This is a genomic window from Ruegeria sp. E8, from assembly GCF_056533985.1.
In genome coordinates, this window is sequence record NZ_JBQFOY010000002.1 from 72,451 (window position 1) to 84,423 (window position 11,973).

At 59.1% G+C, this 11,973-nt stretch carries 13 protein-coding genes; 9 read left to right on the plus strand and 4 right to left on the minus strand.

Annotated features, from left to right (window positions below):
* From ACR0LF_RS03960 to ACR0LF_RS04000, 9 genes are all read left to right on the plus strand, one after another.
* Positions 1-612 (plus strand): TorD/DmsD family molecular chaperone, encoded by a 612-nt coding sequence (locus ACR0LF_RS03960; RefSeq protein ID WP_480575277.1) that lies wholly within the window; start codon positions 1-3, stop codon positions 610-612.
* Positions 613-667: 55 nt separating this feature from the next.
* Positions 668-856: a ubiquinol-cytochrome c reductase iron-sulfur subunit N-terminal domain-containing protein gene (locus tag ACR0LF_RS03965; RefSeq protein ID WP_480575280.1), complete on the plus strand. Its 189-nt coding sequence runs from the start codon at positions 668-670 to the stop codon at positions 854-856.
* A gap of 127 nt (positions 857-983) precedes the next feature.
* On the plus strand, positions 984-3,878 hold the full coding sequence (locus ACR0LF_RS03970) for a formate dehydrogenase subunit alpha (RefSeq protein WP_480575283.1): 2,895 nt from the start codon (positions 984-986) through the stop codon (positions 3,876-3,878).
* 12 nt (positions 3,879-3,890) lie between these two features.
* The gene (gene fdh3B / locus ACR0LF_RS03975) at positions 3,891-4,484 is read left to right on the plus strand and encodes a formate dehydrogenase FDH3 subunit beta (protein ID WP_010439472.1); all 594 of its coding nucleotides are present in this window, start codon (positions 3,891-3,893) and stop codon (positions 4,482-4,484) included.
* Between the two features lie 108 nt (positions 4,485-4,592).
* The gene (locus ACR0LF_RS03980) at positions 4,593-4,943 is read left to right on the plus strand and encodes a putative quinol monooxygenase (protein ID WP_480575286.1); all 351 of its coding nucleotides are present in this window, start codon (positions 4,593-4,595) and stop codon (positions 4,941-4,943) included.
* 27 nt (positions 4,944-4,970) lie between these two features.
* A complete protein-coding gene (locus ACR0LF_RS03985) occupies positions 4,971-6,167 on the plus strand; it encodes a formate dehydrogenase subunit gamma (RefSeq protein ID WP_480575289.1) in 1,197 nt (398 codons plus the stop codon).
* Complete coding sequence (locus tag ACR0LF_RS03990) at positions 6,168-7,430, plus strand: c-type cytochrome (RefSeq protein WP_480575292.1); 1,263 nt, start codon at positions 6,168-6,170, stop codon at positions 7,428-7,430.
* 14 nt (positions 7,431-7,444) lie between these two features.
* Positions 7,445-7,570: a hypothetical protein gene (locus tag ACR0LF_RS03995; protein ID WP_480575294.1), complete on the plus strand. Its 126-nt coding sequence runs from the start codon at positions 7,445-7,447 to the stop codon at positions 7,568-7,570.
* Positions 7,571-8,443: a substrate-binding domain-containing protein gene (locus ACR0LF_RS04000; protein WP_480575297.1), complete on the plus strand. Its 873-nt coding sequence runs from the start codon at positions 7,571-7,573 to the stop codon at positions 8,441-8,443.
* Positions 8,444-8,507: 64 nt separating this feature from the next.
* On the opposite strand, the gene ACR0LF_RS04005 is transcribed toward ACR0LF_RS04000, so the two are convergent.
* From ACR0LF_RS04005 to ACR0LF_RS04020, 4 genes are all read right to left on the minus strand, one after another.
* Positions 8,508-9,323 (minus strand): ABC transporter substrate-binding protein, encoded by an 816-nt coding sequence (locus tag ACR0LF_RS04005; RefSeq protein WP_480575300.1) that lies wholly within the window; start codon positions 9,321-9,323, stop codon positions 8,508-8,510.
* A 21-nt stretch (positions 9,324-9,344) separates the two neighbouring features.
* Positions 9,345-10,079, minus strand: coding sequence for an ATP-binding cassette domain-containing protein (locus ACR0LF_RS04010; RefSeq protein ID WP_480575303.1), 735 nt, complete (start codon positions 10,077-10,079; stop codon positions 9,345-9,347).
* Entirely contained in the window at positions 10,072-10,785 is a 714-nt protein-coding gene (locus tag ACR0LF_RS04015; protein ID WP_480575306.1) for an ABC transporter permease, read from the minus strand. Before ACR0LF_RS04015 ends, ACR0LF_RS04010 begins: the two co-directional genes overlap by 8 nt.
* A gap of 158 nt (positions 10,786-10,943) precedes the next feature.
* Entirely contained in the window at positions 10,944-11,939 is a 996-nt protein-coding gene (locus ACR0LF_RS04020) for an ABC transporter substrate-binding protein (RefSeq protein ID WP_480575309.1), read from the minus strand.
* Positions 11,940-11,973 lie beyond the last annotated feature (34 nt).

The window sequence follows — 11,973 nt, forward strand, 5'->3', positions numbered from 1 at the left end:
ATGACCGCAAGCAACGCGCAAAACATGGATGTCTCGGCCGAGGATCGCCTGCGCGCGGATTTCTACAACTTTCTCGGGCTGTTGCTGTCAGGACCGCCGGATCAGATGCTGTTGGAACAGATGGCGGGTTTGACCGGGGACGACACCGATCTTGGTCAGGCAATACAGGCCATGGCGCGGGTGGCCAAAGTCACCAAACCCGCCGCTGCGGAACGCGAATTCAACGCACTGTTCATCGGTCTGGGCCGAGGCGAGTTGCTGCCCTATGCCAGCTTCTACCTGACGGGGTTCCTGAACGAGAAACCTTTGGCGCAACTGCGCAACGATATGGCGGTCCGTGGGATCACCCGCGCCCAGAACGTGTTCGAACCCGAGGACAACATCGCCTCGCTGATGGAAATGATGGCGGGGATGATCGTTGGGCGTTTCGGCGCCCCCGCCTCTCTGGAAGACCAGAAAGCGTTCTGGAGCAAACATATCGGCCCCTGGGCCACGCATTTCTATTCGGATTTGGAAGCCGCCGAGAACTCGGTTCTCTATGCATCCGTCGGCACCGCCGGTCGGGTGTTCATGGAGATCGAACGCGAAGCCTTCCGAATGACGGCGGAGTAATCCGCCTTTCGCCGATGCCCATGGCATCAAACCGCAATTGGGACAGGAGGAGCCCATGAGCAAGACCAAGGAAGAAGGCGCAACCCGCCGCGACTTCCTGAAACTGGCCGGAACCGCAGCCCCCGCTGCCGTCGCCGCTGCCAGCCTGAGCGGACAGGCCGAAGCAGCCGAGCTGCCGACGGATGAAACCCGCATTCAGGATACCGCGCACACGCGCGCGTACATAGAAAGCACACGCTTCTAGCACGAGGAAAGCACCCGGTTCATGACCGGACGCCTTCACCCCGACAGACGGTTGCGATTGGCCCTGACGTCGGCATTAGCAGTACCAAGCCAGCCGTGGCTGACACGGCGCGCAAGGGAGGAAAGAAATGCTTAGGAAAAAGACCAACGGGGTTGCGAGACGCCCCCAGCGGACAAGTATCCTGTCCCAGGTCGGCGAGAAAACCGTCGATCGCCGCGCATTCCTGCGTGGCTCGGGCCTGACGATCGGCGGCCTTGCCGCGATCAGCGCCACGGGTGGAACCGTGACGCCAGCCAGCGCCCAAACAGCGGCCAACACCGCCGTTGAGAATATCAAATCCGTATGCACCCACTGCTCGGTCGGCTGTACAGTCGTCGCCGAAGTGCAGAACGGCGTCTGGGTCGGGCAGGAACCCGGCTGGGACAGCCCGTTCAACCTGGGTGCGCACTGTGCCAAGGGGGCCTCGGTCCGCGAGCATGCCCATGGCGAACGCCGCCTGAAATATCCGATGAAAAAGGAAGGTGGTGAGTGGAAACGCATCAGCTGGGATCAAGCGATCAACGAGATCGGCGACGGCATGATGAATATCCGCGAAGAATCCGGGCCGGACAGCGTATACTGGCTGGGGTCCGCGAAACATAACAACGAACAGGCCTACCTGTTCCGCAAGTTCGCCGCCTATTGGGGCACGAACAACGTGGACCATCAGGCCCGTATCTGCCACTCGACCACTGTTGCGGGTGTTGCGAACACATGGGGCTACGGCGCCATGACCAATTCGTACAACGACATCCATAACTCGCGTGCCATCTTCATCATCGGCGGCAACCCGGCCGAGGCGCACCCCGTCTCGCTGTTGCATGTTCTGCGCGCGAAAGAGCAGAACAACGCCCCGCTGATCGTCTGCGACCCGCGATTCACGCGCACTGCAGCACATGCGGATGAGTATGTGCGGTTCCGTCCCGGCACCGACGTTGCTCTGATCTGGGGTATCCTGTGGCACATCTTCGACAACGGATGGGAGGACAAAGAGTTCATCCGCACCCGTGTCTGGGGCATGGACCAGATTCAGGAAGAGGTCGCCAAATGGACTCCTGATGAGGTTGAGCGCGTCACCGGCACACCCGGCTCGCAGCTCAAGCGTGTTGCGCGCACCATGGCCAACAACCGTCCCGGCACGGTGATCTGGTGCATGGGCGGCACGCAGCACACCAACGGCAACAACAACACCCGCGCCTACTGCGTGCTTCAGCTTGCGCTTGGCAACATGGGCACCTCGGGTGGTGGCACCAACATCTTCCGCGGCCATGACAATGTTCAGGGCGCGACGGACCTTGGTGTTCTGTCCCACACCCTGCCCGGCTATTATGGCCTGTCGAAAGGCGCATGGGGTCACTGGGCACGAGTCTGGGGTGAAGAACCGGAATGGCTGGCTGGTCAGTTCGCTTCAATCAAGGACAAGGAAGGCAAGGACAAGTCGCTGCAGAACGAGCGCGGCATCCCGGTCTCCCGCTGGATCGATGGTGTTCTCGAAGACCCGGCCAACATGGATCAGGACAACAACGTCCGTGCCATGGTGCTGTGGGGTCACGCTCCGAACTCGCAAACGCGAGGCCCGGAGATGAAGACGGCGATGGAGAAGCTGGACATGCTGGTCGTGATCGACCCGTATCCCACCGTTTCCGCCGTTCTGCATGACCGCACCGATGGCGTCTATCTGTTGCCCGCCTGCACACAGTTCGAAACCCGTGGCTCGGTCACGGCGTCGAACCGGTCGCTGCAGTGGCGCGACAAAGTGGTTGATCCGCTGTTCGAAAGCCTGCCGGACGAGGTCATCATGGCCAAGTTCGCCAACAAGTTCGGCTGGGCGGATCGGTTCTTCCGCAATATCGAGATGGAAGACCCGGAAACCCCGAATGTTGAAAGCATCACGCGTGAATTCAACGCGGGACTCTGGACCATCGGTTACACCGGTCAGTCGCCGGAACGTCTGAAAAGCCACATGGCCAACCAGCACACGTTCGACAGAACCACGCTGCAAGCCATTGGCGGACCAAACGACGGCGAGTATTACGGTCTGCCCTGGCCCTGCTGGGGAACGGCCGAGATGGGTCATACGGGGACACCAAACCTGTATGACATGTCGAAACCGGTGGCCGAAGGCGGCCTGACCTTCCGCGCCCGCTTTGGCGTGGAGCGCGATGGCGACAACCTTCTGGCCGAAGGGGTCTATAGTGTTGGATCGGAAATTCAGGACGGCTATCCCGAATTCACGATGCAGATGCTGATGGACCTTGGCTGGGACGGCGACCTGACAGCCGAGGAACGCGCAGCTATAGACGCTGTTGCGGGACCAGAGACAAACTGGAAAACCGACCTGTCCGGCGGTATCCAGCGTGTTGCGATTGAGCATGGCTGTGCGCCCTTCGGGAACGCCAAGGCCCGCGCGGTCGTCTGGACCTTCCCGGATCCGATCCCACTACATCGTGAGCCGCTCTATACCAACCGGCGCGATCTGGTGGAGGACTATCCGACCTATGAAGACCGTCAGGCTTATCGCCTGCCCACCCTTTACGCTTCGATCCAGAAGAACGACTTTTCAAAGGATTACCCGATAATCCTGACGTCAGGTCGTCTGGTCGAATATGAAGGCGGCGGTGAGGAAAGCCGGTCGAACCCGTGGCTGGCCGAGCTGCAGCAGGACATGTTCGTCGAGATCAACCCGCGCGATGCCAACAACCTTGGTATCCGTGACGGGCAACAGGTCTGGGTCGAAGGTCCGGAAGGCGGCAAGGTCAAGGTGATGGCAATGCTGACCAACAGGGTCGGTGCCGGTGTGGCCTTCATGCCGTTCCACTTCGGCGGCCATTTCCAGGGCGAGGACCTGCGGCACAAATATCCCGCAGGAGCCGATCCCTATGTCTTGGGTGAAAGTTCCAACACCGCCCAGACCTATGGCTACGATTCAGTAACCCAGATGCAAGAGACGAAATGTACTCTCTGCAAAATCTCGGCAGCGTAAGGAGGACGATTAATGGCTAGAGCAAAGTTTCTCTGCGACGCTGAACGCTGCATCGAGTGCAACGCCTGCGTGACCGCGTGCAAGAACGAACACGAGGTGCCGTGGGGCATCAACCGCCGCAGGGTGGTGACGATCAATGACGGCAACCCGGGTGAACGCTCGATCTCGGTGGCCTGTATGCATTGTTCGGATGCGCCTTGCATGGCGGTGTGCCCGGTCGACTGCTTCTATCAGAACGAAGAAGGGGTCGTCCTGCACTCCAAAGACCTGTGCATTGGCTGCGGCTATTGCTTCTACGCGTGCCCCTTCGGCGCGCCGCAATACCCGCAGGCGGGCAACTTCGGATCGCGCGGCAAGATGGACAAATGTACCTTCTGCGCCGGCGGCCCCGAGGAAACGCACTCGACCGCAGAGTTCGCCAAATACGGTCGCAATCGGATCGCCGAGGGCAAGCTGCCCATCTGCGCCGAGATGTGTTCCACCAAGGCCCTGCTCGCTGGTGACGGCGACGTGGTGTCTGCCGTTTACCGCGAACGTGTCGTCGCGCGCGGCTTCGGTTCGGGCGCATGGGGTTGGGGCACGGCCTACGACCAGAAAGACGGCTAAGATCTTTATTAAGAGCGACAGCCCCTGCTTCGCGTCGGGGGCTGTCTTTAAGTTGCGCGGGGTCTTGAAAAAGTCGTCGCAGCATATCCTCAACGTGGCGGAGCGACGATGACCGACGATATCTACTGGCTGCTGAAACTGAACCTCAACCCCGAAAAGAAAGCCGAGTTCCAGGCCCTTATGGCTGAGATGGTCGAAGCCACGTTGCAGGAAACCGGTGCCAACAGCTATGAGTGGCACCTGACCGACAACACGGTCCACATCTACGAACGCTATGCCAGTTCCGATGATGCAATGATCCACATGCAAAATTTCGGTGCAAATTTCGCAGACCGTTTCCTGTCGCTTCTGACTCCTGTTCAGTTGGACGTGTACGGACCTGCGAATGACGACCTGCGCGCCGCGTTGTCTCCGGTAGGTGCGGTCTTTCACCAACAAATCGGCGGCTTTGACCGCTGACCCGAATTTGTACAAGAGGATAGCCAGATGCGCCTGATCCAATGTCTGCTCGTTTCGATATTCCTGACCGGAGCCGCTTGGGCGCAGGACACCTCTGAACCCCCGGCCCCGGATCGCAGCGCAACCGGCGGGGCGAGCACGCTTGAGGATATTCTGGTGCGTCAGCGGGGCGAAAAGTTAGATAACAGCTATCGCTCGGAAAACACAGGTCAGGGTAACGCCGAGGGGTTGCTGGGCCAGTTGGGCACACGCGGCGTGGCATCAGACAGCGATGTCTATCGCGCGATACGATACGGCTCGGCCAACACCACCGTTTCATCTGCCGGACCCGCAGCGGGTGTGCTGATCCAGGACGGCGGCATGTGGTGGCTGAACTTTCGCACCGGGCCGCTGCGCGAATACGGGGGCTACATTGTGGCCGGAATGGCGGCCATCATTCTGCTGTTTTTCCTGATCCGCGGCAAAATTCGCATCGACGGAGAGAGAACCGGCAGGACAGTTACACGTTTCAACGGGTTTGAACGGTTTGGTCACTGGCTGTTCGCCGGGTCGTTCATCGTGCTAGCGATCACCGGCCTGCTGACCCTCTATGGCCGCGACTTCCTGATCCCGATTTTCGGGAAAGAAGGGTTCGCCACCGTCGCTCAGGGCTGCAAATGGCTGCATAACAACCTTGCATGGGCCTTTATGCTGGGACTGATCATCATCACCGTAAACTGGATTGCCCATAACATCCCCAACCGCATCGACCTGAAATGGCTGGCCGCCGGAGGGGGATTGTTCACCAAGGGTAGCCATCCGCCGGCCAAGAAATTCAATGCGGGCCAAAAGGTCATTTTCTGGGCCTGTATCCTGCTGGGTGTCTCGATCAGCTTGTCGGGCCTGTCGTTGCTGTTCCCGTTTGAACTGCCGATGTTTGCCAAGACATTCTCGGTCGCCAATGCCACTGGGATTCCACAGATGCTGGGCCTAAACCTGCCCGTGCAGATGTCCCCACAGGAAGAGATGCAATATGCACAAGTCTGGCACGTGATGGTCGCCTATGTGTTCATCGCCATCATCATCGCCCATATCTACCTTGGCTCCGTCGGCATGGAAGGAGCCTTTGACGCCATGGGCACCGGTGAGGTCGAAGAACAATGGGCCCGCGAGCACCACTCGCTATGGCTGGAAGAGGTGCAGGAAAAAGAGGCTGGCAAGGCAGCAGCCTCGCCCGCCGAATAGATGCGCGGGCTGATCCTGGCCCTGGCGCTGATCCCCCTACCCGCCATGGCCGAGTTTTTCACGCTCAAGGGTCACGGCGGGCCAATCATGGGGATCGCCACCGCGCCCGACGGCAGGATCGCCACGGCTAGTTTCGACAATTCGGTCGGCCTGTGGTCGGACCAAAGGCCGCAATGGCTGGAGGGCCATGAAGCGGCTGTGAACAGCGTCGCCTTCAACGGAACCGCCATATATTCCGCAGGGGACGACTTTACCCTGCGCCGCTGGCCGGGCGGCGAAATCGTAGGTCAGCACAAGGGCAAGATCGTCAGCATCGCGGCATCGAAAACCCATGTGGCCACCGCCAGTTGGGACGGAACCATCGGGCTGTGGCCGGTGGACGGGTCCGAGGGCAGGATGCTGGGGCCGACCGGCAGTGGCGTAAACGCAGTGGTGTTTTCCTTGGATGGCAGCGCGCTGTATTCGGCAGGCATGGATGGCTCTCTGCGCCTTTGGGACGTGTCCGATGGTCAGGAAACGCAGCGCATTGTCGAGCATGGGTTTGGCCTGAACGAATTGATACTGAACGAGCAGGACGGCTGGCTCGCCTATGGCGCAGTAGACGGAGTGACCCGCATCCGCGATCTGGAAACCGGCGAGGAACGGGACTTCACCCTTGAACGTCGCCCGATCTTGGCGCTGGCGCTCAGCCCGGATCGCCGCCTGTTGGCAATGGGCGATGGCGAAGGCTTTATCATGATGATCGACACGGCCGAATGGCAAATCGCGCAGGATTTCCGGGCCACCCTGCGCGGACCGGTCTGGGCGCTGGCCTTTTCCGCAGATGGCCAGAACATCCACGCAGGCGGCATTGACCAGGCGATGTACAGTTGGCCGATTACAGCTCTGGGCGATCAGGAACAGATGGCCTCGACTGAGCCAGGTTTTCTGAAAAATCCGCAGGACATGAGCAACGGTGAACGCCAGTTTGTCCGCAAATGCTCGATCTGTCACAGCCTGACACCGAACGGACAGCGGCGCGCAGGGCCGACCCTGCACGGTGTCTTCGGGCGCAAGGCAGGCACGCTACCGGAATATTTCTACTCGGACACGCTGCAAGACTCTGATATCATTTGGAATGACGAAACGATAAATGCCCTTTTCGACGAGGGGCCGGACCACTACATTCCGGGTTCAAAGATGCCGATGCAGCGGATCACCCAAGCGCAGGATCGCGATGACCTGATCGCCTTTCTACGCCGCGCAACGGCACCCGAGAACTGAGCCGGAGGAGACCAATGAAAGCCTTTCTTGCCGCCGTGGCCGCAATGGTCGTCATCGCTGTCGCAGCCCCCTTTGCACTGCAACAAATGGGGTTCAGCACCGCAGATGCGGGCTCGGGTTCGGCTGTGCGCCTCGACTGAATGTCCGAATACCTGACCACCAAAGAACTGGCCGAACTGCTGCGCATCGGCGAACGCAAAGCGTATGATCTGGCGTCGTCTGGTGAAGTGCCTTGCGTGCGCGCCATGGGGAAACTGCTGTTTCCAAGGGCCGAAATCGTGGCTTGGCTCAATGCTTCGCGCTCGGGTCCGCACGTCGCCGAACCTCCACTGCCCCCAATCGTCGCAGGAAGTCATGACCCTTTGCTGGACTGGGCACTGCGCGAAAGCGGCTCTGGTCTGGCAACTTATTACGACGGCTCATTCGACGGGCTGACGCGGCTGAGCGACCGCAACGCGCAGGCCGCTGTGTTGCACATCCACGAAGATGGTGGGTTCAACAACAAATCCCTACGCGATGCCCTGGGTGAAGCTCCGGTCATCCTGTACGAAGTCGCGCGGCGCGAACGCGGGCTGCTTCTTGCCCCCGGCGTTTCGGACATCAACACGTTCGACGATCTCAAATCGCGCTCCGTGATCCTGCGTCAGGACAGTGCGGCCAGCCAACGCCTGTTCGATTTCCTGCTTGAATCCCATGGCATGAGCCGTGACGATCTGGATATTCGCCCCGGCTGCGCGCGCACCGAAGAGGAACTGGCCATCGCGCTTCACGACCAAAAGGCTGAGGCCGGTTTCGGACTGGGTGCTTTGGCCGGGCTCTATAATCTGGGCTTTGTTCCCACTCATAACGAACGATTGGACCTGGCGATCTGGCGCAGGTCATTTTTCGATCCGCCAATGCAAAAACTGATAACGCTGCTGCGCTCGGATCACTTCACGCAACGAGCCCGCGAATTCGGTTCCTACGATCTGTCGGGACTTGGAACCATCCACCACAATGGCGCCAGCGGGTGAACCACCACCCGCCGCTTCATCTTTTCAAAAATACTCACCCCGTAAGGGTTGGCCGCAGGCCAAATTATTGAGCATTGGGGAAAAACACCTGCTGCCCGTCCAACCTGAACGAAGCGATTGCCTCCTGCCCGTCCGGCCCGGTCAGCCAGTCGATAAATCGTTGGCCGGAAGCTGCCCGCACATGCGAGTGCTTTTCAGGATTCACAAGGATTACACCGTATTGATTGAACAGGCTTGGATCGCCTTCGATCAAAACCTCAAGATTACCCCTGTTTCCAAAAGACAGCCACGTGGCCCGATCCGTCAGAGTATAGGCGTCCATGCCGCTGGCCACGTTCAGGGTCGCCCCCATGCCGGACCCTGTCTCACGATACCACGCGCCTGATGCTTCAGTCGGGTCCAGCCCAGCCGCAGACCAATGGCTCAGCTCAGCTTTATGAGTTCCGCTGTCATCACCACGTGACGCAAATACGGCTTCAGCCTCGGCAATGGCTGAAAGCGCGGCCAAGATATCAGTGCCGCCACGAATTCCGGCCGGGTCAGATTTCGGGCCAACCAGAACGAAATCGTTATACATCAGATCTTTTCGCTCGACGCCCCAGCCGTCTTCCACGAATTTCTCTTCGGCAGGCTTTGCGTGAACCAGTAGAACATCTCCGTCCCCGTTGATCGCGTTTCGGATCGCCTGACCGGTTCCAACCGCGACAACACGAACATCAATGCCTGACTCCGCTTCGAACCATGGCAGGATGTGTTCCAACAGCCCCGAGTTTTGCGTTGATGTTGTCGACTGCACCACGATAAACGGCTCTTCGGCCGAAACCACACTGGCCGACAGGCCATAGGCCATCACTGCTGCCCGAATTAATGCCCGGAACATCATTCTCTCCGTTCTATCTTTTTAGGTAACCAACCCACCCGCGAGATAACGACGCGCCGCGTCACTTTCGGGGGCATTCAAAACTTGTTTTGCGGTGCCGTGTTCCACCACATGTCCGCCCTGCATCATGACCACATCCGCGGCCAAACGTCGGGCCTGTCCGATATCATGCGTCACCATCACAATCCGTACGCCCCGCTTCGAGGCGCGTAACACCATTTTCTCGATCATCTGGGTCGCGCTAGGATCAAGGGCGCTGGTCGGCTCGTCAAGAAACAAGGTCTCGGGCTCCAACGCCAGCGCTCGCAGGATTGCCAATCGCTGCGCCTCGCCCCCGGACAATGACCGCGCGGGTTGCCGGGCCTTGCCGTCGAGTCCACCTTCGGCCAGCAGCTCGGCGATACGTGCCTTTCTGGCTGTTCGCGCCATCCCCTGACGTTTGAGAACGAAATCGAGGTTTGCAGCAACGGACCGGCGCAGCAACACCGGTTGCTGGAACACCATGGCCTGACGGGCCTTCTGCACTGCGCCCAAAGGCTCTCCATCCTGAATCACTCGCCCCCGATTCGGTGTGATCAGGCCATGCAGGCAGCGCAACAGCAGGCTTTTGCCAGCGCCATTGGGACCAAGGATCAACGTTGGCCCCGGCCCATCCAGAACCAGCGAAGGGACATCCAGCAACGTCTTGCCCTTGCTGCGGATACGCAAATCCTCAACCCTCAGGCAATTCGCCATTTCACAGAGCAGATCACGCATGGCGCAACCCCTCCTGCTCGGCCCGCAAACTGACAGCGCTGACCATTGCATTCACAGCCACTGCAATCCCGATAAGGATGACCCCCAGCGCCAGTGCCAGCGCCAGATTCCCTTTCGAGGTCTCAAGCGCGATGGTTGTCGTCATGACGCGCGTCACGTGGTTGATGTTTCCGCCCACTATGATCACAGCGCCGACCTCGGCGATGGCGCGTCCGAAACCCGCCAGCAAAGCCGTAACCAAAGCCAGTCGCGCGTCCCACAGCAGCACCGGGACTGATGCAAGGCGGGACACGCCCAAAGATCGCAACTGTTCGGAATATTCCTCGGCCAGCATCTCGACGACTTGTCGGGTCAGTGCTGCGACGATCGGGGTGACCAAAACCACTTGCGCAATGATCATGGCCGTCGGGGTATACAAAAGCTCAAGCACACCCAAAGGGCCGGACCGGGACAGCATCAGATAGACCAGTAAGCCCACGACGACCGGAGGGAACCCCATCAGGGCGTTCATCAGAACAATGATCATCCGCCGCCCCGGAAACCGGGCCACTGCCAAAGCAGCCCCGACAGGCATACCGATCAGGGCAGAAATCAGCACGGCAAACACGGATACTTTCAGAGACAACAACACAATCGCCCAAAGCTCTGAGTCTCCTTCGAGGATCAAAGCAACCGCTGAGCTGAATTCTGACGCAAATCCCTGCATTTTTTACCAAGCAACATGCATCTCGTACGAAATGCGTTAATTTACAAGTAAATACTACTCTGTTTTTGAAGCGAGTACAGACACAATTCCGGCATCTGAAATCAAAAACGCGGCCCCGATTGGGGCCGCGCTGAAATCGCTCATGTCGTCGGCTGACGTCAGTTCAATGCCGCATCCGTGATCTGGTGCGTCCAGGCACCTTCGGGCTCTTTGGTGATAGCCGGGTTTTCTGCGGAAACGGCCGACAGCAGCGTTTTCACTGTCTGTTCGTAATCGGCAGGGTCCAGCGCTCCGTCCGATCCTGCAATCAGCTTTGCGACCTCACCCATCATATAGACCTGATGGTCCAGTTCCTGCGCGCCTGTCTCATCGAATTCCAGCACGATTTCCGCAGCCTCTTCCTGGTTTTCGGCTGCGTATTTCCAGCCCTTCATTGAGGCCCGCACAAAACGTTCCATCTTGTCGACGAATTCAGGATCGCTCAGGTTCTCTTCCATGACATACAGTCCATCCTCGAGCATCCCGAAGCCCATCTGAAGATAGTTGAACGTCACCAATTCTTCGGGCGTGATACCGGCCTGAAGGATCTGACGGTATTCGTTGTAAGTCATGGTGGAGATGCAATCCGCCTGCCCCTGGATCAGAGGATCTGCAGAAAACGCCTGCTTCAGAACCGTGACTCCGTTATCATCGGCACCATCTGTTTCGATGCCCAAGGACGCCATCCAGGCATAGAACGGATATTCATTGCCAAAGAACCAAACCCCCATAGTGCGACCTGGGAAATCCTCGGGGGTTTCGACGCCGGTGGATTTCAGGCAGTTCACCTGCAAACCGCCCGTTTTGAATGGTTGCGCGATGTTCACCAACGGAACGCCACGCTCGCGCGCGGCCAAGCCAGCGGCCATCCATGTCGTGATGACATCTGCTCCGCCACCGGCAATCACCTGTTCCGGTGCAATATCGGGGCCACCCGGTTTGATTGTGACATCAAGCCCTTCTTCGTCGTAGAAACCTTTTGCTTCTGCCACGAAGTAGCCGGCAAATTGCGCCTGCCCGACCCATTTCAACTGCAACGTCACTTCGTCCGCCGCAAGCGCCGTGCTGGCTGCCAAACTGAAGGCGGCAACCGCCCCGCTAAGTAGCTTGTTCATCTTCATATCTCCTAGTTGCTTATGGTTGCCCCGT

Coding starts and splice junctions, on each gene's coding strand:
- ACR0LF_RS03995 (WP_480575294.1), top strand. CDS start 7,445: ATGAAAGCCTTTCTTGCCGCCGTGGCCGCAATGGTCGTCATCGCTGTC.
- ACR0LF_RS03960 (WP_480575277.1), top strand. CDS start 1: ATGACCGCAAGCAACGCGCAAAACATGGATGTCTCGGCCGAGGATCGC.
- ACR0LF_RS03970 (WP_480575283.1), top strand. CDS start 984: ATGCTTAGGAAAAAGACCAACGGGGTTGCGAGACGCCCCCAGCGGACA.
- ACR0LF_RS04010 (WP_480575303.1), bottom strand. CDS start 10,079: ATGCGTGATCTGCTCTGTGAAATGGCGAATTGCCTGAGGGTTGAGGAT.
- ACR0LF_RS04015 (WP_480575306.1), bottom strand. CDS start 10,785: ATGCAGGGATTTGCGTCAGAATTCAGCTCAGCGGTTGCTTTGATCCTC.
- ACR0LF_RS03980 (WP_480575286.1), top strand. CDS start 4,593: ATGACCGACGATATCTACTGGCTGCTGAAACTGAACCTCAACCCCGAA.
- ACR0LF_RS04020 (WP_480575309.1), bottom strand. CDS start 11,939: ATGAACAAGCTACTTAGCGGGGCGGTTGCCGCCTTCAGTTTGGCAGCC.
- ACR0LF_RS03965 (WP_480575280.1), top strand. CDS start 668: ATGAGCAAGACCAAGGAAGAAGGCGCAACCCGCCGCGACTTCCTGAAA.
- fdh3B (WP_010439472.1), top strand. CDS start 3,891: ATGGCTAGAGCAAAGTTTCTCTGCGACGCTGAACGCTGCATCGAGTGC.
- ACR0LF_RS03985 (WP_480575289.1), top strand. CDS start 4,971: ATGCGCCTGATCCAATGTCTGCTCGTTTCGATATTCCTGACCGGAGCC.
- ACR0LF_RS04000 (WP_480575297.1), top strand. CDS start 7,571: ATGTCCGAATACCTGACCACCAAAGAACTGGCCGAACTGCTGCGCATC.
- ACR0LF_RS03990 (WP_480575292.1), top strand. CDS start 6,168: ATGCGCGGGCTGATCCTGGCCCTGGCGCTGATCCCCCTACCCGCCATG.
- ACR0LF_RS04005 (WP_480575300.1), bottom strand. CDS start 9,323: ATGTTCCGGGCATTAATTCGGGCAGCAGTGATGGCCTATGGCCTGTCG.